At 58.4% G+C, this 19648-nt stretch carries 22 protein-coding genes and 1 pseudogene; 14 read left to right on the forward strand and 9 right to left on the reverse strand.

The annotated features are described in order from the left end of the window. Positions 1-252, reverse strand: a pseudogene (locus KGB06_RS25030) (hypothetical protein); the annotation flags it as partial. A 41-nt stretch (positions 253-293) separates the two neighbouring features. After that, positions 294-716, reverse strand: coding sequence for a hypothetical protein (locus KGB06_RS25035; RefSeq protein WP_223520532.1), 423 nt, complete (start codon positions 714-716; stop codon positions 294-296). Positions 717-775: 59 nt separating this feature from the next. Between KGB06_RS25035 and KGB06_RS25040 the strand changes: the two genes are divergently transcribed. Next, entirely contained in the window at positions 776-1867 is a 1092-nt protein-coding gene (locus KGB06_RS25040) for an aminopeptidase (protein ID WP_223520534.1), read from the forward strand. Between the two features lie 92 nt (positions 1868-1959). Here KGB06_RS25040 and KGB06_RS25045 read toward each other — a convergent pair whose 3' ends face one another. The 3 genes from KGB06_RS25045 to KGB06_RS25055 all read right to left on the reverse strand — a co-directional run bounded on the left by KGB06_RS25045 (position 1960) and on the right by KGB06_RS25055 (position 3806). Continuing rightward, a complete protein-coding gene (locus KGB06_RS25045) occupies positions 1960-2418 on the reverse strand; it encodes an REP-associated tyrosine transposase (protein ID WP_223520536.1) in 459 nt (152 codons plus the stop codon). Positions 2419-2580: 162 nt separating this feature from the next. Next, complete coding sequence (locus KGB06_RS25050; RefSeq protein ID WP_223520538.1) at positions 2581-3231, reverse strand: HAD family hydrolase; 651 nt, start codon at positions 3229-3231, stop codon at positions 2581-2583. 29 nt (positions 3232-3260) lie between these two features. Next, positions 3261-3806, reverse strand: coding sequence for a gamma carbonic anhydrase family protein (locus tag KGB06_RS25055; protein ID WP_223520540.1), 546 nt, complete (start codon positions 3804-3806; stop codon positions 3261-3263). Positions 3807-3868: 62 nt separating this feature from the next. Here KGB06_RS25055 and prlC point away from each other — a divergent pair, with 62 nt between their 5' ends. Both prlC and KGB06_RS25065 read left to right on the forward strand, forming a co-directional pair. Then, a complete protein-coding gene (gene prlC, locus KGB06_RS25060; RefSeq protein ID WP_223520541.1) occupies positions 3869-5947 on the forward strand; it encodes an oligopeptidase A in 2079 nt (692 codons plus the stop codon). Beyond that, the gene (locus tag KGB06_RS25065) at positions 5944-6231 is read left to right on the forward strand and encodes a YheV family putative zinc ribbon protein (RefSeq protein ID WP_008152496.1); all 288 of its coding nucleotides are present in this window, start codon (positions 5944-5946) and stop codon (positions 6229-6231) included. Before prlC ends, KGB06_RS25065 begins: the two co-directional genes overlap by 4 nt. A gap of 58 nt (positions 6232-6289) precedes the next feature. On the opposite strand, the gene KGB06_RS25070 is transcribed toward KGB06_RS25065, so the two are convergent. Together KGB06_RS25070 and KGB06_RS25075 are read right to left on the reverse strand one after the other, a co-directional pair. Beyond that, the gene (locus tag KGB06_RS25070) at positions 6290-6937 is read right to left on the reverse strand and encodes a dual specificity protein phosphatase family protein (RefSeq protein WP_223520543.1); all 648 of its coding nucleotides are present in this window, start codon (positions 6935-6937) and stop codon (positions 6290-6292) included. 218 nt (positions 6938-7155) lie between these two features. Next, positions 7156-7458 (reverse strand): hypothetical protein, encoded by a 303-nt coding sequence (locus tag KGB06_RS25075; RefSeq protein ID WP_223520545.1) that lies wholly within the window; start codon positions 7456-7458, stop codon positions 7156-7158. 193 nt (positions 7459-7651) lie between these two features. On the opposite strand from KGB06_RS25075, the gene KGB06_RS25080 reads away from it, so the two are divergent. Continuing rightward, positions 7652-8710: a PA0069 family radical SAM protein gene (locus KGB06_RS25080; protein ID WP_223520546.1), complete on the forward strand. Its 1059-nt coding sequence runs from the start codon at positions 7652-7654 to the stop codon at positions 8708-8710. 243 nt (positions 8711-8953) lie between these two features. Continuing rightward, entirely contained in the window at positions 8954-9685 is a 732-nt protein-coding gene (locus tag KGB06_RS25085) for a carbonic anhydrase (RefSeq protein WP_223520548.1), read from the forward strand. Positions 9686-9971: 286 nt separating this feature from the next. Here KGB06_RS25085 and KGB06_RS25090 read toward each other — a convergent pair whose 3' ends face one another. Continuing rightward, entirely contained in the window at positions 9972-10622 is a 651-nt protein-coding gene (locus tag KGB06_RS25090; RefSeq protein ID WP_223520550.1) for a hypothetical protein, read from the reverse strand. 371 nt (positions 10623-10993) lie between these two features. Between KGB06_RS25090 and coxB the strand changes: the two genes are divergently transcribed. The 4 genes from coxB to KGB06_RS25110 all read left to right on the forward strand — a co-directional run bounded on the left by coxB (position 10994) and on the right by KGB06_RS25110 (position 15396). Beyond that, the gene (gene coxB, locus KGB06_RS25095; RefSeq protein WP_223520552.1) at positions 10994-12121 is read left to right on the forward strand and encodes a cytochrome c oxidase subunit II; all 1128 of its coding nucleotides are present in this window, start codon (positions 10994-10996) and stop codon (positions 12119-12121) included. A gap of 82 nt (positions 12122-12203) precedes the next feature. Beyond that, a complete protein-coding gene (gene ctaD / locus KGB06_RS25100; protein ID WP_223520553.1) occupies positions 12204-13802 on the forward strand; it encodes a cytochrome c oxidase subunit I in 1599 nt (532 codons plus the stop codon). Positions 13803-13931: 129 nt separating this feature from the next. After that, a complete protein-coding gene (locus tag KGB06_RS25105) occupies positions 13932-14483 on the forward strand; it encodes a cytochrome c oxidase assembly protein (RefSeq protein WP_223520555.1) in 552 nt (183 codons plus the stop codon). A gap of 25 nt (positions 14484-14508) precedes the next feature. Next, on the forward strand, positions 14509-15396 hold the full coding sequence (locus KGB06_RS25110; RefSeq protein ID WP_223520557.1) for a cytochrome c oxidase subunit 3: 888 nt from the start codon (positions 14509-14511) through the stop codon (positions 15394-15396). 5 nt (positions 15397-15401) lie between these two features. Here KGB06_RS25110 and KGB06_RS25115 read toward each other — a convergent pair whose 3' ends face one another. Then, a complete protein-coding gene (locus KGB06_RS25115; RefSeq protein ID WP_223520559.1) occupies positions 15402-15605 on the reverse strand; it encodes a twin transmembrane helix small protein in 204 nt (67 codons plus the stop codon). 70 nt (positions 15606-15675) lie between these two features. Here KGB06_RS25115 and KGB06_RS25120 point away from each other — a divergent pair, with 70 nt between their 5' ends. The 5 genes from KGB06_RS25120 to KGB06_RS25140 are packed head-to-tail and all read left to right on the forward strand — an operon-like array spanning position 15676 to position 19584. Further along, complete coding sequence (locus KGB06_RS25120) at positions 15676-16416, forward strand: SURF1 family protein (RefSeq protein ID WP_223520561.1); 741 nt, start codon at positions 15676-15678, stop codon at positions 16414-16416. Further along, positions 16382-16975, forward strand: coding sequence for a hypothetical protein (locus KGB06_RS25125; RefSeq protein ID WP_223520563.1), 594 nt, complete (start codon positions 16382-16384; stop codon positions 16973-16975). The genes KGB06_RS25120 and KGB06_RS25125 overlap by 35 nt, the downstream gene beginning before the upstream one ends. A gap of 10 nt (positions 16976-16985) precedes the next feature. Continuing rightward, positions 16986-18065 (forward strand): COX15/CtaA family protein, encoded by a 1080-nt coding sequence (locus KGB06_RS25130; protein ID WP_223520565.1) that lies wholly within the window; start codon positions 16986-16988, stop codon positions 18063-18065. Beyond that, the gene (gene cyoE, locus KGB06_RS25135) at positions 18053-18952 is read left to right on the forward strand and encodes a heme o synthase (RefSeq protein WP_007947928.1); all 900 of its coding nucleotides are present in this window, start codon (positions 18053-18055) and stop codon (positions 18950-18952) included. The genes KGB06_RS25130 and cyoE overlap by 13 nt, the downstream gene beginning before the upstream one ends. Continuing rightward, positions 18949-19584, forward strand: a complete 636-nt coding sequence (locus tag KGB06_RS25140; protein ID WP_223520567.1) for an SCO family protein — start codon at positions 18949-18951, stop codon at positions 19582-19584. Before cyoE ends, KGB06_RS25140 begins: the two co-directional genes overlap by 4 nt. The last annotated feature ends 64 nt before the right edge of the window (positions 19585-19648 follow it).

Raw genomic sequence — 19648 nt, forward strand, 5'->3', positions numbered from 1 at the left:
CATGTCCCCACCCCCACCCCCACCGGGAACTTGAAAATCGAATCGGACGAGCAGCACGTGCCTGCCAGGCATGACCTGGAAAAAACGTCCGTCGTTCAACCGCTGATTGTCCAGTCGCTCAGCCATCAACAACGTGTCGTTAGGGAATGGTACAGAAAAATCGACCCAGGCCATCTGCGGATCAACCGGCGGCAACGGGCTCTGACAGCCAGCAACTGCACTGGCGGCTAGCAACAGCATCAACCTGCGCATGATGAATGTCCCAATGATTTGGTCATTCAGCATAACGCTGATCAGGTGCCTTGACAGCCTGCCGGTGTGCCTTGGCCAATCACTTTTCGTTGTTGGTTATAGAGTTTTGCCCACGGCCGAAAGCCGATATTCCCCGCTTGCAGCTGATAGCGCTCACCGGCGTTGAATTCGTTGTATTTCACGTTTAACTGACAGTCACGCCACAGCGTCTCGGCATCCGGGCCGATATTGGTCGGCTGGACCGGGAACTGATAACGCACCGTCAGCTCATGACTGCCCGGCGGCACCTGAAAATAGCGTTTGTCGTTAGCGGCTTTATCGTCGACTTCCAACGCCTGCAGCGTCGTGTCTTCCTGCCGAGAGTCCAGGTCGATCCACGCTTGCGACGGGTCATGGAAGGGCAGTCCAAATCCAGCACAGCCCGTCAGCATCAACAGGGCCCCCGTCAGCATCAACTTGTGCATAGCGCAGCTCCGGTCAGGCGGGATAGTCTTGCGGCAGACTTTCCAGGGATGATTTTATTTTGATCAGGCCGTTTCCAAGCCTTGGGTTACTTGATCGCGTTTTCCGCGTTTTGTTTCCGGGTGTGTTGCTTTTGTTACTCAACGGTTGCGCCAGCGTCAGCTATTACGGCAAGTTGGCCAATGGCCAACTGCAACTCCTGCAGGCTCGTGAGCCGGTGTCCGAGGTGGTTGCCGATCCCTCCCGCGATCAGAAGCTGCGCGCGCATCTGGCGCAGTCACAAAAAGCCCGGACATTCGCCAGCGAGCATCTGCACCTGCCAGACAACCAAAGCTACCGGCTGTATGCCGACATTGGCCGGCCGTACGTAGTCTGGAACGTCTTCGTCACGCCGGAGTTTTCCCTGACGCCGCAGAATCATTGCTTCCCGATCGCTGGTTGCGTCGCCTATCGCGGTTACTACAGCCAGAGCGCCGCCCGCGGCGAGGCAGCCGTGCAGCGCCTGCAAGGAATGGACGTGTCGATTGGCGGCGTCGAGGCCTATTCAACACTCGGCTGGTTCAACGATCCGATCATCAGTTCGATGATGGGCTGGGGCGACGAACGGCTGGCGACGCTGATTTTCCATGAGTTGGCGCATCAACGTATTTATGTAAAGGACGACACTGAGTTCAACGAGTCTTTCGCCACCTTCGTCGAACAGGAAGGCACGCGCCAATGGCGTGCATCCCGCAGCTTGGCGCCGGACAACGGCGCACAGGCACAGCGACGAGATCAATTCACTCAACTGGTGCTGGACACTCGCACGCGCCTTGAAAAGCTTTACGCCCTGCCATTGCCGGCGGATCAAATGCGCCAGCGCAAGGCCGCCGAGTTCGAGCGGCTGCGCAGCGAATACCGGCATTTACGCGATAGCCAATGGGCTGGGGACAGACGCTATGACGCCTGGATCAATGCGCCGATGAACAATGCCCGGCTGTTGCCGTTTGGGTTGTATGACCAATGGGTGCCGGCGTTTACCGCGTTATTCAGGCAAGAGGGTGGGGATTGGGTGAGGTTTTATGCGGCGGCCGAGAAGCTGGGGGCATTGCCGGTTGGAGAGCGCAAGGCGGCGATGAAAGCCTTGGCAGAATCGAAAAATTCCGCTGGTTGAGCGGGCCTCATCGCGGGCAAGCCTTGCTCCTACAGTAGGATTGACGCATATCCTGTAGGAGCAAGGCTTGCCCGCGATGACGTCCGCCAGGTTCACAACCAAATAGCGTCCCACAGCGGATAATCCCCAACCCTCTCGACCAACCCCGCTCGCAGTGGATTGGCGACGATGTATCGTGCTACTGCCTGCAGATCTTCTTCTTTGCGAATGGCACGATCATGGAATCCCGGCTGCCAAATCGGGCCTTCTCTCTGAAGTGTCCGGTTCAATGTGACTGTTGTGCGTGATTTCGTGCGGGCCATCAGGGTCGACAAGGGAATGTTTTGAAGTTCAATAAGCCAATGGAAATGATCGGGCATGACAACCCAGGCCAACGAGTTGGCAAATTGCTCTTGCTCGGCTTTTTTAAATGCATCGACTACTAATCGACCCGTTTGAAAACTGGAGAGAACAGGCTGACGGTTTCGGACGACGGCTGTCAGCAAGTAGATTTGCCCCTCCTGCGAGTAACGTCCGAAACGTAAGCGATGAGCATGGTGCTGGCTTGGCATTGATGATCCTCCTTGATCTATCTTCTTTTGAGGCTAGATCATGGAGCGAAATTTGAGTCGCAACAGTTACTCAGGATGTGTCTGGAGGAACGCCATCGCGGGCAAGCCTTGCTCCTACCGCATACCCTGTAGGAGCAAGGCTTGCCCGCGATAGCGATTTAACTAGCGCTGCAAAAACGCCTGGTGCATCTCATCCAGCGTTTCAAAGTGATAGGTCGGCGCTTCTGCGCTCAGCTCTTCGTGGCTGCCAAATCCATAACCCACCGCCACCGAGTCCAGCCCATTACTGCGCGCACCGATCAGGTCATGCTTACGATCACCGATCATCAGGGTGTTGGCAGGATCGAGACCTTCTTCAGCCATCAGATGTGCAATCAACTCGACCTTATTTGTACGCGTGCCATCCAGCTCACTGCCGTAAATCACTTTGAAGTGTTTGGCGAAGTCAAAATGCCGGGCGATTTCCCGGGCGAAAACCCATGGCTTGGACGTCGCGATGTACAACTGCCGCCCTTGGCCACTCAGGGTTTCCAACAGCGGCGTGACGCCGTCGAACACACGATTCTCGTACAGACCGGTGACCTTGAAGCGTTCGCGATAAAAATTCACCGCTTCCCAGGCCTTGGGCTCATCGAAGTCGTAAAACTGCATGAACGCCTGCAACAGCGGCGGGCCGATGAAGTGTTCCAGCCTGGTCAGGTCGGGTTCATCGATGCCCAGTTTGCTCAGGGCGAACTGGATCGAACGCGTGATGCCCTCGCGCGGGTCGGTCAACGTGCCATCGAGGTCGAATAAAACGGTTTGGTAATGCATGACTATTCCTGGGCAATAACGGGACGGAGTCAGAGCTGGTCGTAACCTTCCGCCAGATGCAGATCCTTGAGTTTCACGTAATTCGCCGCGCTGTAGGTGAAAAAGGCCTTTTCCTTGTCAGTCAGCGGGCGGATCTGTTTCACCGGGCTGCCCACATAGAGGAAGCCGCTTTCCAGGCGTTTGCCCGGTGGCACCAGACTGCCAGCGCCGATAATCACCTCATCCTCGACCACCGCACCGTCCATGACGATGCAGCCCATGCCAATCAGAACCCGGCTGCCCACGCTGCAACCGTGAAGCATGACTTTATGCGCAATGGTCACATCGTCGCCGATCAGCAACGGAAAGCCATCGGGGTTGAACGGGCCGGCATGGGTGATGTGCAGCACGCAGCCATCCTGAACACTGGTGCGCGCACCGATGCGGATGCGCTGCATGTCACCGCGGATGACCGTCAGCGGCCAGACAGAGCTGTCTTCGCCGATTTCGACGTCGCCGATCACCACCGCCGAGCCGTCGACAAAAGCGCCTTTGCCCAGCAGCGGCGTGTGGTTCTGATACTTGCGAAGGGTCACGATAGGGTTTCTCTCTGTTGCTGATAGCTGCGGTGAGCGTCGATTGTAATTAAGATGGCCGCATGTTTCTTCCAGCCAAGGTGCCAACCGTGAGCGTGAACAACCCTCTTCTGCAGTCCTACGACCTGCCGCCGTTCTCGGCGATCCGTGCCGAACACGTGCAACCGGCCATTGAACAGATCCTGGCTGACAACCGCGCCGCCATTATCGAGATCCTCAAGACTCAGGGCAAACAACCGACCTGGGCCGGCCTGGTACTGGCGATGGACGAGCTCAATGATCGCCTGGGATCTGCCTGGAGCCCGGTCAGCCACCTGAATGCCGTGTGCAACAGCGCCGAATTGCGTGAAGCCTACGAATCCTGCCTGCCGGCCTTGAGCGCCTACTCCACCGAGCTGGGCCAGAACCGCGAATTGTTCGAAGCCTTCGAAGCCTTGGCCAACAGCCCGGAATCCGCCGGTTTCGATGTGGCGCAGAAAACTATCCTGGAACACTCGCTGCGTGACTTCCGTCTGTCGGGTATTGACCTGCCGGAAGCCGAGCAAAAACGTTACGCCGAAGTCCAAAGCAAACTCTCGGAACTGGGCAGCCGCTTTTCCAACCAGCTGCTCGATGCCACTCAGGCCTGGACCAGGCACGTCACCGATGAAGCCACCCTCGCCGGCCTGACCGATTCCGCCAAGGCGCAAATGGCTGCCGCTGCACAGGCCAAGGGTCTGGAAGGCTTTCTGATTACCCTGGAATTCCCGAGTTACTACGCGGTGATGACCTACGCCCACGACCGTGCCCTGCGCGAAGAAGTCTACGCCGCCTACTGCACCCGTGCGTCGGACCAGGGTCCGAATGCCGGACAGAACGATAACGGCCCGGTCATGGAAGAAATCCTCGACCTGCGCCAGGAACTGGCCAAGCTGTTGGGTTTCGCCAGTTTCTCCGAGCTGAGTCTGGCCACCAAAATGGCCGAGTCCAGCGATCAGGTGCTGGGGTTCCTGCGCGACCTGGCCAAGCGCAGCAAGCCGTTTGCCGCGCAGGACCTGGAACAACTCAAAGCCTATGCCGCCGAACAAGGCTGCCCGGACCTGCAAAGCTGGGACAGTGGATTCTACGGCGAGAAACTTCGCGAGCAGCGTTACAGCGTTGCCCAGGAAGCCTTGCGCGCGTACTTCCCGATCGACAAAGTGTTGGGCGGCTTGTTCGCCATCGTTCAGCGTCTGTACGGCATCGAGATCGCCGAGCAGAAAGGCTTCGACACCTGGCACCCGGATGTTCGCCTGTTCGAAATCAAGGAAAACGACCAGCACGTCGGCCGTTTCTTCTTTGACCTTTACGCCCGCGCCAACAAGCGCGGTGGTGCGTGGATGGACGGCGCTCGCGACCGTCGCCGCACGGCTGAAGGCTCGTTGCAAAACCCGGTGGCCAATCTGGTGTGCAACTTCACCCCGGCCGACAGCGGCAAGCCTGCGCTGCTGACCCACGATGAAGTCACCACCCTGTTCCACGAGTTCGGTCACGGCCTGCATCACCTGCTGACCCGCGTTGAACACGCGGGCGTCTCCGGCATCAACGGCGTGGCCTGGGATGCGGTCGAACTGCCGAGCCAGTTCATGGAAAACTGGTGCTGGGAGCCGGAAGGCCTGGCGCTGATCTCCGGTCATTACGAAACCGGCGAGCCACTGCCTCAAGACCTGCTGCAGAAAATGCTCGCGGCGAAAAACTTCCAGTCCGGCCTGATGATGGTGCGTCAGCTGGAGTTCTCGCTGTTCGACTTCGAACTGCACGCCACCCACGGCGATGGCCGTAGCGTGGCGCAGGTGCTTGAAGGCGTGCGTGATGAGGTGTCGGTCATGCGTCCACCGGCCTACAACCGTTTCCCGAACAGCTTTGCGCATATCTTCGCTGGCGGTTACGCGGCGGGTTACTACAGCTACAAATGGGCGGAAGTGCTGTCGGCCGATGCGTTCTCGAAGTTCGAAGAAGACGGCGTGCTCAATGCCGAGACCGGTCGCGCATTCCGCGAAGCCATTCTGGCGCGCGGTGGCTCCCAGGAACCGATGGTGCTGTTCGTCGACTTCCGTGGCCGTGAACCCTCGATTGACGCACTCTTGCGCCACAGCGGCCTGAGTGAGGACGCGGCAGCATGAGCGAGGGGCCTGTGATTACCAAAAAACGCTTTATCGCCGGGGCGGTCTGCCCGGCGTGCAGCGAGCCGGACAAGTTGATGATGTGGAACGAAGACGAAGTCCCGCACCGCGAGTGCGTGGCCTGCGGTTATTCCGACACATTGAATGAACAAGGTCTGTCCGTGCCCAAGGAATTGGGCACGCGGGTCAATACTTCGGCGCTGAAAGTGCCGGATGCCAAGGTTCAGGCCGTGCAGTTCTTCCCGAACCCGAAGCTGAAGAAAAAGCCTGACGAGCAACACTGAGTGACCACCACCTTGCGTCTTTTAACCGGGCTCAAGGTGGTGCCCTCCCTCCCCCTGTTTATTCGACGTGAGCGGATTTTAACCAGCTCTTCATCGAACATGTGGCGAACGGGCTGGTGCTGCAATCGCCATTGGCCAACGCGGTGCGAAGTTTGTCGACATCGGCCTGCATCATGTAGCGCACGCCATCCTTGAAATGGGTACTGTCACCAAAGCCGCCCCGAGTCATTTCGTTCAGGGCGTCTTCCTTGCTCCAACCCTGGATCACGACCCGATACATGGCCGCCATCAAGCCCGTGCGATCCGACCCGTGTTTGCAGTGCATCAGCACCGGGCCATGGGACTCGGCAGTCTGAATGGCACGAAGGGCTTTAAGGACATCCTCGTCATCTACGTGATTGGTGCGATAGGGCAACTGGACCTGAGTGATACCCGGCGTAGACAACCAGCTTGAATCCGTCTCGGGCAGGAAATTGATGACGGTTTTCACCTTCAGTTTTTCCAGCAACGCAATGACGCCACGGTCAGGCAAGGCGCTGCGGTAGAGCGTCGGGGACATTTGAAAGAGGTTGTATTGCATTTCCACCGGTTGAGCCCATTCCGCCGGACGAGGGGACGTGCTGTCATCCGCATGGACCAGAGTCAGGTTGAAAAATGCGGCCAGTGATATCAGAAACGTCGCAGAGAATAGGCGCAGTCGGGACATGCTCGGGCAACCGTATGGGAATCGGGTGGATAGGTGTCACAGAGCTTCAGCTCCAAGCAGTCAAAGGCCTGTGAGCCTGCTGTCAAAGAAATGTGAATGGAATGGCTTATTCCGGCTTTATTCACAATGCCTATAAGCTTCTATTAAAAAACGACACGGAAAAATGCCGTGTCGTTTATTGCTATCAATACTTATTGATTGCAGGAGTTAAGCTGCATTCATGGATTGATAATCTTTGAATAGGCTTTCGCCAATGCAATCAAAACAACTTTGTCCTGCGCATCGATTGCACCATCGCCGTTGACATCAGGAGTGTTGCCCATGGTAAAGGTGATCCCGCCATCGTTGGACACAGCCTCGCGAGTACTGGAGTCCAGCAGAGAGTAGGTGGGCGCACGGTTTTCAGGGTCATAACCCTCTTCCTTTAACGCGAACTGCATGGAAACCCGAACTTCTTTTGGACTAACGATAGAAGGCGCTTGTAGTTGCAAAAATACACCGCGCTGATTGTAGCCAGACATTTATTAAATCCTTTTAATATTGAAAACACGACAACTTCGTGTGAAGCGAAGAATACTGACAAGACCGATAAAAGTGCTATGTGCTTTATGTTTCGCATAATGACGAAACTCACAACTGTCAGGTGCTGAACGGCACTGGTCGATTCCGCCAAACCCGGATACTGTATGCGCATACAGCTAAAGGATCTTGTCGATGGCTACGCCCTTGCCACCTCGCGGACGCGGCACCGCCACCAACCCGCACAACCGCTTCGCACCGAATCGTTCGGTGGCCGAGGATGACGGCTGGTATCAGGAAGCGCCCGTCACCCAAGGCACCGAGGTGCGTATCGAAAAGGCGAAAACCATCATCACCCGCAACAACTCGCCGGACTTGCCCTTTGATCGCTCGATCAATCCCTATCGCGGCTGCGAGCACGGGTGCATTTATTGCTATGCGCGGCCCAGTCACGCCTATTGGGACATGTCGCCGGGACTGGATTTCGAAACCAGGCTGATCGCCAAGACCAACGCCGCCGATGTGCTGGAGGAACAGCTGTCCAAACGCGGCTATCAATGCGCACCAATCAACCTGGGCTCCAACACCGATCCGTATCAGCCCATCGAGCGCGAGCACAAAATCACCCGTAAAACCCTGGAAGTGCTGCTGCGTTACCGCCACCCGGTGACCATCATCACCAAAGGCTCGCTGATTCTTCGTGACCTGGACCTGCTGGCCGAACTCGCCGAGCAACGCCTGGTGGCGGTGATGATCAGCCTCACCACCCTGGACGATGAGCTCAAACGCATCCTCGAACCACGCGCCGCGGCACCCAAGGCCCGGTTGCGGGCGATCCGTGTGATGCGTGAAGCGGGTATTCCGGTTGGCGTGTTGTGCTCGCCGATGATTCCGATGATCAATGACAGCGAACTCGAAAGCCTGCTGACAGAGGCTCATGCGGCCGGCGCGCAAAGTGCGGCGTACATGATGCTGCGTCTGCCACTGGAGGTGGCGCCGCTGTTCGAAGAATGGCTGGCCGCCCACTATCCCCAGCGTGCCGCTCATGTGCTGAGCCTGATCCGCCAGAGCCGTGGCGGTGAGCTGTATGACAGTCGGTTTGGCGCCCGGATGCGCGGCGAAGGTCCCTTCGCCGACCTGCTGGCGCAACGTTTTACCAAAGCTATCAAACGCCTGGGGCTTAATCGTCGCGAAGGTTTTGATCTGGACTGTGAAGCCTTCTGTCCGCCAGGTCGCCAGATGTCGTTGATTTGAGGACAATTGGCCTAAGGTTGAGTAGTAAGAAACGCATGGCGCCCTCAGGCTGGTCACGTTTTTTGTGACCTGGAACACACGTTCTAGAGCGTTTGATTCAGTTTGAGTTAAGTTTCGGCCGCTACCTTGTTCATCGAGTGACTGACGGGTCTGATTTGCGACCTGGATGTTTTTTAAACAGCCACTGGCTTCACATCGGACAAAACGGGTAACTTCCCTGACTCCGCCAATGAGGATGAATACATGAGTGACAAGGATAAACAGCCATCAGCTGCGTCGGCGCAAGCACTCCCCGAGGCGGAAACCGCCGATGCAGCGCTGCAGCATATCGTTGACGGCTTTTTGCATTTTCATCACGAGGTCTTTCCACAGCAGGAAGAACTCTTCAAAAAACTCGCCACGGCCCAGAGCCCCAGAGCGATGTTCATCGCCTGCGCCGACTCGCGCATCGTTCCTGAACTGATCACCCAAAGCGCTCCCGGCGATCTGTTCGTAACCCGTAACGTCGGCAACGTTGTACCGCCTTACGGACAAATGAACGGCGGTGTTTCCACCGCCATCGAGTACGCGGTCCTGGCCCTTGGCGTGCAGCACATCATCATTTGCGGGCACTCCGACTGCGGCGCGATGCGTGCGGTGCTGAACCCGCAAAGCCTGGAAAAAATGCCCACGGTCAAAGCCTGGCTGCGTCACGCCGAAGTGGCGAAAACCATGGTCCAGGAAAACTGCCATTGCGCTGACGAAAACGAAAGCATGCACATCCTCACCGAAGAGAATGTGATCGCTCAGCTACAGCATTTACGCACGCATCCGTCAGTGGCCTCGCGCATGGCCAATGGTCAGCTGTTTATACATGGTTGGGTCTACAGCATCGAAACCAGCGAAATCAAAGCCTACGACGCGGACCAGGGTTGTTTCCTGCCGCTCGATGGCAGCCATCCGATTCCGGTGGCAACGCCCAAAGCGCGTTTCTAAAACCTCCTGATTCCCCCGTGTCGTTTAACCGAGGCTGTCGCAGGTGCATGTGCCGCTCGCGAATGCGGCCGAGGGTTCGACACTGCTGATTGAAACGTGGGGGTTGAAGCGAAGATTGGAGGGACGGTTGCGAACAGCCACCGGCGTAGGTGCTGCCGGGTAGATAAACCCGTGTGGGAGTGAGCCTGCTCGCGATAGCGGTGTGTCAATCGACATCAATATTGAATGAACAATTGCCATCGCGAGCAGGCTCGCTCCCACAGGGGACTGTGTTGGTTCTAAAGGATCAAGCCGCCGGCTGATCCAGCTCCAGGCCTACGCCCAAGCGGCGAGACATGCACGGCCAGCGCTTCCACGCGGCGCCGGTGTCCGGGCTATTGAGTTTCTCACGGTAGGCTTCCACTGATTCCAGCGCAAAACTCTCTTCGTTGAGCATCTCGTCGATGGCGTGATGCACCGCTTCGTCCAGTTGGTTGGCAAATTCCTCACCGATCAATTGGTGAGCAATCAGGTTGGCGACAGTCATGTCCAAGGGGATCAGTGGCTGGCCAAAATGTTTGATGTACAGGTCGTTGACCTCTTCTACAAAGCGGTGCGCCAGGTAGGCTTCGTCCAGCAGGCTGTCCAGACCGACATGCCCGGCCATGATTGCCGGAGGCTGGAGGAAATACTGCTCGGCGATTTTCAGCACCGGTTTGATTTGCGATTCGATACCCGCTTCCCTGGCGACTTCATTGGCTGCGTCCAGCAGATCGGGAACCTCCTCGATGTAGGCGTAAACAAAACGCGTCAGTACGCCATTGGCATCGGCCTCCGGCAATTGAATAGCTGGGTGAAGGTGAGGCAGTTTGGTCTGCAGCTGACGTGTCAGCAGGCCGGTTTCTGTTTCGTGTTGTTGGGCTTTTTGGATCTGCTCGCGCAATGCGGCGGTGTTCATGAAAACTCCAGGAAACAACGGCAATGAAATAGGGAAGACATAACTTAGCTGCCTTATGAAAAATGCTAAGACGCATTTGTCATAATTGTTTCATCCCTGAGACGCCTCCGTTATATCCGTTTGCCACCACTCGTCTGCATCCTTCTCCATTCCTGCCCTTGAACGCAAGTCCCAGCTGTTTCAGATCATTTACGCCTTCACATTGCGAGGTAGCAGTCGCTGTCTATACTCGGGTGGGAATGGAGTTAGCTGATGACGCCCGACTGCACACGCAGCAAGGCTCGGCGATTCAAGTTCGTAGTCTGAAAAAGCCGCTCCCTTGCCGCAGGTGAAAGCCGGCGGGATAACAAGAACGATAAGGGGAACCCGCAATGATGCGACATCCACACGTCTGGATGGGCCTCCTGTTGTGGTCGATTTTCAGTCAGGCGCAAGCCGCCTGGACTGTGAATATGGCGCCAGGAGCGACTGAAATCAGTCACGCAGTATTTGACCTGCACATGACCATTTTCTGGATCTGTGTAGTGATCGGCATCATCGTCTTCGGCGCCATGTTCTGGTCGATGATTCTGCACCGCCGCTCTACCGGGCAGGTGGCCGCAAAATTTCATGAAAGCACCACTGTTGAAATCCTCTGGACCATCGTGCCCTTCCTGATCCTGGTGGCCATGGCGGTGCCCGCGACGGCAACCCTGATCAAGATGTATGACGCCAGCGAGCCGGATATCGACATCCAGGTCACGGGCTATCAGTGGAAGTGGCACTACAAATACTTGGGCCAGGACGTTGAGTTCTTCAGCAACCTGAACACCCCCGCCGACCAGATCCACAACAAGGAAACCAAGGGCGAGCACTATTTGCTTGAGGTCGACAAGCCGCTGGTGCTGCCGATCGGCGCGAAGGTGCGCTTCCTGGTGACCTCCGCCGACGTCATCCACTCCTGGTGGGTGCCGGCCTTCGCGGTCAAGCGCGATGCGATCCCGGGGTTCGTCAACGAAGCCTGGACCCGCGTCGACAAGCCCGGCATCTACCGTGGCCAGTGCGCCGAGTTGTGCGGCAAGGACCACGGTTTCATGCCGATTGTGGTTGAGGTCAAGGAAAAGGCCGATTACGAAAAGTGGCTCGCCCAAAGCAAGGCTGAAGCCCAGCAACTCAAAGAGCTGACCAGCAAGGAATGGACCCTCGACGAGCTCAAGGAGCGCGGCGACAAGGTCTATCACACCACTTGCGTGGCCTGTCACCAGGCCGAAGGCCAGGGCTTGCCGCCGATGTTCCCGGCACTCAAGGGCTCGAAAATCGCTACCGGACCGATCAAGGATCACCTGAGCATTGTCTTCCACGGCAAGCCCGGCACCGCCATGGCGGCGTTTGGCAAGCAGCTCTCGGAAGTCGATATAGCGGCGGTAGTGACCTACGAGCGTAATGCCTGGGGTAACAACAAGGGCGACATGGTCACGCCTAAAGAAGTGCTGGAGCTGAAACAGGCGGAAAGCAAATGACCCGGTCTATTGCGTACTTGAGGAACGGGTCGGGGCTACACGCTCCGGCCTGCCCAGCCCACCTGTTTGCAGGAGACAGGACATGACTGCTGTCATCGATGAACATGTTCATACCGCCACCGACCACACTCATGTCCACGGTCCCGCCAAAGGCCTGATGCGTTGGGTGTTGACTACCAACCATAAAGACATCGGCACGCTGTACCTGTGGTTTGCGTTCTCCATGTTCTTGCTGGGGGGCTCGTTCGCGATGGTGATTCGCGCCGAGCTGTTCCAGCCGGGGCTGCAAATCGTCCAGCCGGAATTCTTCAACCAGATGACCACCATGCACGGTCTGGTGATGGTGTTCGGTGCGGTGATGCCGGCCTTCGTCGGCCTCGCCAACTGGATGATCCCATTGATGATCGGTGCGCCGGACATGGCGTTGCCACGGATGAACAACTTCAGCTTCTGGCTGCTGCCGGCGGCGTTCCTCCTGTTGGTGTCGACCCTGTTCACCCCCGGTGGTGGTCCGAACTTCGGCTGGACGTTCTACGCCCCGCTGTCGACGACCTACGCACCGGAAAGCGTGACGTTCTTCATCTTCGCCATCCACTTGATGGGGATCAGTTCGATCATGGGCGCGATCAACGTGATCGCAACCATCCTCAACCTGCGCGCCCCCGGCATGACGTTGATGAAAATGCCGCTGTTCGTCTGGACCTGGCTGATCACCGCATTCCTGCTGATCGCGGTGATGCCGGTACTGGCCGGGTGCGTGACGATGATGCTGATGGACATCCACTTCGGCACCAGCTTCTTCAGTGCCGCCGGTGGCGGTGACCCGGTGCTGTTCCAGCACGTGTTCTGGTTCTTCGGTCACCCCGAGGTGTACATCATGATCCTGCCGGCCTTCGGTGCCGTCAGCTCGATCATTCCGACCTTTTCGCGTAAACCGCTCTTCGGCTACACCTCGATGGTGTATGCGACGGCGAGTATCGCGTTCCTGTCGTTCATCGTCTGGGCGCACCACATGTTTGTGGTCGGCATTCCACTGGTGGGCGAGCTGTTCTTCATGTACGCGACGCTGCTGATCGCGGTGCCAACCGGGGTGAAGGTGTTCAACTGGGCCAGCACCATGTGGCAAGGCTCGCTGACCTTCGAGACACCGATGCTGTTTGCGGTGGCGTTCGTGATTCTGTTCTCCATCGGCGGCTTCTCCGGGTTGATGCTCGCCATCGCCCCGGCGGACTTCCAGTACCAGGACACCTACTTCGTGGTCGCGCACTTCCACTATGTACTGGTGCCAGGGGCGATCTTCGGGATCTTCGCCTCGGCCTATTACTGGATGCCGAAATGGACCGGCCACATGTACGACGAAACCCTCGGCAAGCTGCACTTCTGGCTCTCGTTCATCGGCATGAACATGGCGTTCTTCCCGATGCACTTCGTGGGTCTGGCGGGCATGCCACGGCGGATTCCGGACTACAACCTGCAATTCGCCGACTTCAACATGGTCTCCTCGATTGGCGCGTTCATGTTCGGTGCCACGCAGATCTTCTTCCTGTTCATCGTGATCAAGACCATTCGCGGCGGCCCGCCAGCACCGGCCAAACCGTGGGATGGGGCTGAAGGCCTGGAGTGGAGCATTCCGTCACCGGCGCCGTATCACACCTTCACCACGCCGCCGGAAGTGAAATGACTGTGGGAGCGAGCCTGCTCGCGAAGAACGAAAACGCGGTGTTCCTGTTGAACCGCGGTGCCTGCTTCGCGAGCAGGTCGAATCGTCGCACCGTCGCTCCCACAGGGTTATGCGTAGGGGTTAGAAATCATGGCTGACTCGATTTCGATGAAGAAACTGGTCACCCGCCTGCTGCTGGTGGTGGCGGCGATGTTTGTCTTCGGGTTTGCCCTGGTGCCGATCTACGACGTGATGTGCAAGGCCTTCGGCATTAACGGCAAAACCGCCGGGCAGTACGAGGGCGAGCAAACGGTCGACACTTCGCGACAAGTGCGCGTGCAGTTCCTGTCGACCAACACCGCCGATATGCCCTGGGATTTCTATCCCAAGAGTGAGGAGCTGACCGCCAATCCAGGCGCCGTGAACGAGATGATTTTCATCGCGCACAACCCCACCGATAAGCCGATGAGCGCCCAGGCCGTGCCGAGCATCGCACCCAGCACTGCGGCGGCGTACTTCCACAAGACCGAATGTTTTTGTTTTACCCAGCAAGTGCTGCAGCCCGGTCAACGGATCGAGATGCCGGTACGTTTCATCGTTGACCGTGACATGCCCAAGGATGTGAAGCACCTGACGCTGTCCTACACGCTGTTCGATATCACCGCCCGACATCCACCGGTAGCTGTAAACACTGGCGGCTGAGCGTGCCCGATAAGGAGAACAATAAATGGCAACTCATGAACACTATTACGTACCGGCCCAGAGCAAATGGCCGATCATCGCCACGGTCGGCATGCTCACCACCGTATTCGGCCTGGCCACCTGGTTCAACGATCTGAAAGCCGCGCGGCCAGAATCCCACGGCCCGCTGATCTTTTTCGTCGGCGGACTGTTGCTGGCCTACATGCTGTTCGGCTGGTTCGGGACGGTGATCAAGGAAAGTCGCGGCGGGTTGTACAGCGCTCAGATGGACCGCTCGTTCCGCTGGGGCATGAGCTGGTTCATCTTCTCCGAGGTGATGTTCTTCATCGCCTTCTTCGGCGCGCTGTTTTATGTACGCCATGTCTCCGGCCCGGCCCTCGGCGGCGAAGGCGCCAAGGGCATCGCGCACATGCTGTGGCCGACCTTCGAGTGGACCTGGCCGCTGCTGAACAACCCTGATTCGAAACTGTTTCCGCCGCCCAAGGAAGTCATCAGCCCGTGGGGTTTGCCGCTGCTCAACACCGTGCTGTTGGTGAGCTCCAGCGTGACCGTGACCATCGCCCACCACGCGCTGAAAAAAGGCCATCGCGGCGCGCTGAAACTCTGGCTGGCGCTCACCGTATTGCTGGGCTGCGCATTCCTCACCTTCCAGGCTGAAGAATACATGCACGCCTACCGCGAACTGGGCCTGACCCTCGGTTCCGGCATCTACGGTGCGACGTTCTTCATGCTCACCGGTTTCCACGGCGCCCACGTGACCATCGGCACGATCATCTTGTTTGTGATGTTGATGCGGATCATGCGCGGGCACTTCGATAACGAGAACCAGTTCGGCTTCGAGGCGGCGACCTGGTACTGGCACTTCGTGGACGTGGTGTGGATCGGTTTGTTCGTTTTCGTCTACGTGCTCTGAGCACTTTACCAAGGTGCAGAAGAGACCAACTGGCCGCTGAAAAAACCCCAGGCGATCAAGCCGACGGTGGCGGCGGCCAGCGCAACACGAACACTCAGGGCAATGACGAGGCGGTTCGAGCTGCTGTCGTCCTTGACCAGAAAAAACAGGCCGCTGAACAGGCTGACAACCGTGGCAATCAGCATCAGGACGATGGCTGCTTTGAGCATGGTGAGACTCCGGGGGAATGGCGATGCACTTGAGTATAGCTATCGCGAATACCGACTTTTTGGCCACGCCATGAAGCGCTTTCGGCCAGGCATCTTGCCGACACTGGTGGTCGCCCTATTGCTGCCGCTGCTGGTGTCGCTCGGGTTCTGGCAACTGAGCCGGGGCGCGGAGAAAAGCGCGCTGCTGCAAAGCTACACCGAGCGCCGTGCCGCCGAACCAATGGCCAGCACCGAGCTGCAACACACCGAGGACCCGGCCTTCCGCCGCGTTCATCTGCACGGCCAGTTCGATGCCGCGCATAGCGTGCTGCTGGACAACCGCCAGCGTAACGGCAAGGTCGGCGTTGAGCTGCTGCAACCGTTTCAGGACCAGGCGACCGGGCTCTGGTTGCTGGTCAATCGCGGTTGGCTGCCATGGCCGGACCGGCGCACACCGCCACAGTTCACCACCCCGACTCAGGCGTTGAGCCTGGACGCCTGGGTCTACGTATCCCCCGGTACGACCTTCCAGTTGCAGGCCGACCCGAGCACCACAACCTGGCCGGAGTTGGTTACCGCCGTTGAGCCTTCGAAACTCTGGGCGGCGCTGGGCCGAGAAGGGTTTTCCTACGAATTACGTGCAGAAAATGGTCCGGCGACTTACCAGGCCGATTGGCCAGTAGTCGCCATGGGCCCGGAAAAACACATCGCTTATGCCGTGCAGTGGTTCGCCATGTCGATTGCCCTGTTCGGCCTCTATCTCTATCTCGGCTGGCACAACGCAAAGGAGAAACACCATGGGAGCGGCCATGAATCCACCCAGCATGTCTAAGGCGAAAACGCCGGTGAGTCGGCGCAAGGGTCGCTTGCAGCTACTGCTTATTTTGCTCGGGGTGATCGGTCCGATGATCCTCGCCACCGGCATGTACAAATTGCAGTTCTGGGTGCCGGAGGGCCGCAGCTATCACGGTGAACTGATCGGCAACGGCCAGACCCGCGCCGACCTCGGTGTGCAGGCACAAGAGGATCGCTGGCAGCTGCTGGTGACCGCTCCGAAAGATTGCTCGGTGGATTGCCAGCAACTGGTGTATCTGGCGCGGCAGATCCAGATCGGCCTCGGCCGTGATGCCGGGCGCGCCAGTCATGCCTTGGCCGCGGCACAACCGCTGAGCAGTGAATACGACGCCAAGCTGACTCGCGAGTATCCTCAATTGCAACGCTACCCAATGGACCTGACCACCTTCAGCAAGACGACTGGCGACAAAACGGTGCCGCAACTGTGGATCATCGACCCTCACGGCAATCTGGTGCTGCGCTACGACCCGACGGTGAAGGGTAAGGATCTGCTCAACGACCTGCGTCATCTGCTGAAACTGTCGAACATCGGATAAGGGCATCGTCATGGCCAAACCTGGATTTCGCCTCGCGCTGTTTGCCACCTTGCTGGCACTGATTGTGGTGTTGCTCGGCGCTTACACCCGCCTGACCCACGCCGGCCTCGGCTGCCCGGACTGGCCGGGTTGCTATGGCTTTATCAGCGTGCCGAAAAGCGACGTTCAATTGGCCCATGCCGAACTGCATTTTCCCGACGCTCCTGTTGAAGCCCATAAGGGCTGGAACGAGATGGTTCACCGCTACTTCGCCGGCACGCTGGGGCTGTTGATCTCGGTGCTGGCGGGACGCGCCTGGGTCCATCGTCGTCATCCGGGGCAACCGGTGAAGTTGCCGTTGTTTCTGCTGGCGGTGGTATTCGCCCAAGCCGCGTTCGGCATGTGGACGGTGACGCTCAAGCTTTGGCCGCAAGTGGTCACCGGGCATTTACTCGGTGGTTTTGCGACGTTGAGTCTGCTGTTTTTGCTGACATTGCGATTGTCCGGCGTGGTGCCGGCGCTGACCGTGCCACGGCGTTTGCAGTATTGGGCGACCGCCGGGTTGCTGATGGTGATCCTGCAAATTGCCTTGGGTGGCTGGGTCAGTTCCAACTACGCAGCGGTGGCCTGCATCGACTTCCCCACCTGCCACGGTCAATGGCTGCCACCGGCTGATTTCGCCAACGGCTTTCACCTGACCCAACACATCGGCCCCAATTACCTCGGCGGGCAACTGGACAGCGATGCCCGCACCGCGATTCATCTGACTCACCGCATCGGCGCTTTGCTGGTGACCCTGGTTTTGTTGGGGCTGGCCTGGCAACTGAAGGTGGTCGGCATGACACGCTTGGCGGGGATGGTGCTGATCGCGCTCGCCGCACAAATCACCCTCGGTATCAGCAACGTGCTGTTCCACCTGCCGCTGCCGGTGGCCGTCGCCCACAACGCCGGCGGTGCGGCACTGTTGCTGACGATGGTGCTGGTCAATTATCACGCGCGAACCAGTCTGGTTCGGGTCAAACAGCAATCCCCTGCGCGCTGGCGCTTCAGCCCGCGTAAACACTCGGCCGGGCCCATAACAATAAAAGGAGAGATGCCATGGCGACGCTGATCGGCGAACGTCACAGTCAGGCAATCTGGCGTGACTATCTGGAGCTGACCAAGCCGAAAGTGGTGGTGCTAATGCTCATCACCTCACTGGTCGGTATGTTCCTGGCGACGCGCGCCGGGGTGCCGTGGACGGTGCTGGTGTTCGGCAATCTGGGGATTGCTTTGTGTGCCGGCGGTGCGGCGGCGGTCAACCATGTGGTGGACCGGCGCATTGATGCGGTCATGGCTCGCACGCACAAACGTCCGTTGGCCGAAGGCCGTGTATCACCGGCTGCGGCGCTGACGTTTGCCTTGGTATTGGCGGTGCTGGGCCAGGCCGTGCTGCTCGCTTTCACCAACCCGCTGACTGCCTGGTTGACCCTGGCTTCGCTGCTCGGATACGCAGTGGTCTACACCGGCTTCCTGAAACGCGCGACTCCGCAGAACATCGTCATCGGCGGCCTGGCCGGGGCGGCACCACCGCTGCTCGGCTGGACCGCCGCCACTGGCCACGTCAGCGCCGAACCACTGTTGCTGGTGCTGATCATCTTCGCCTGGACCCCACCACACTTCTGGGCCTTGGCGATTCACCGCAAAGAGGAATACGCCAAGGCTGACATCCCGATGCTGCCGGTGACCCATGGCGAGCACTACACCAAGGTTCACATCCTGCTTTATACCTTCGCGTTGCTGGCCGTCAGCCTGATGCCCTACGTGATCCACATGAGCGGTATGCTCTACCTGATTTGCGCGCTGGGGCTGGGCGCAAGGTTTCTACAATGGGCCGTGGTGCTGTACCGTGGCACTCGGCCGCACGCGGCGATCAACACGTTCAAGTACTCTATTTACTACTTGTTCCTGCTGTTTATCGCGCTGCTCGTAGACCACTACTTACTGTTGAACCTATGACTCGAACCCAGAAAACCGTCTTCATTCTCGTCGCCCTGATCGCACTGGTCCTGGGCCTGACCATCAACAAAGTGCTGTCCGGTAAAGGCCAGGGCGACCCGACGGCACTGATCGACGCGGGCATCATCTTGCTGCCGCAAAGCCGCAACCTGCCGGACGTGAAGATGACCGATCAGGACGGCAACCCGGTGACGGTCAATCAGCTGAAGGACAAGTGGAGCTTGCTGTTCTTCGGCTACACCTTTTGCCCGGACATCTGCCCGACCACCCTCGCCCAGTTGCGTCAGATCAAGAGCGAACTGCCACCGGAGGCGGCGGCCAAGCTGCAGATCATCCTGGTCAGCATCGACCCGAACCGCGATACGCCGAAGCAACTCAAGCAGTACTTGGGCTACTTCGATCCGCAGTTCAAAGGCCTGACCGCTTCCTCGGTTGATGACATTCAGACGCTGGCCAACGCGGTGAGCATTCCGTTTATTCCGGCGGACACCAGCAAGGCCAATTACACGGTGGATCACAGCGGCAACCTGGCGGTGATCGGGCCGGACGGGACGCAGCGCGGGTTTATTCGGGGGCCGCTGAACAACGCTAAATTGGTGGCGCAGTTGCCGGTGATGCTTAACCGCCAATAAGCGACATAAACCTCTGTAGGAGCCCGGCTTGCCGGCGATGGCGATCTCACGGACGCCATCGCCG

The sequence above is a fragment of the Pseudomonas sp. GL-B-19 genome (assembly GCF_019956415.1).
Lineage (GTDB): Bacteria > Pseudomonadota > Gammaproteobacteria > Pseudomonadales > Pseudomonadaceae > Aquipseudomonas.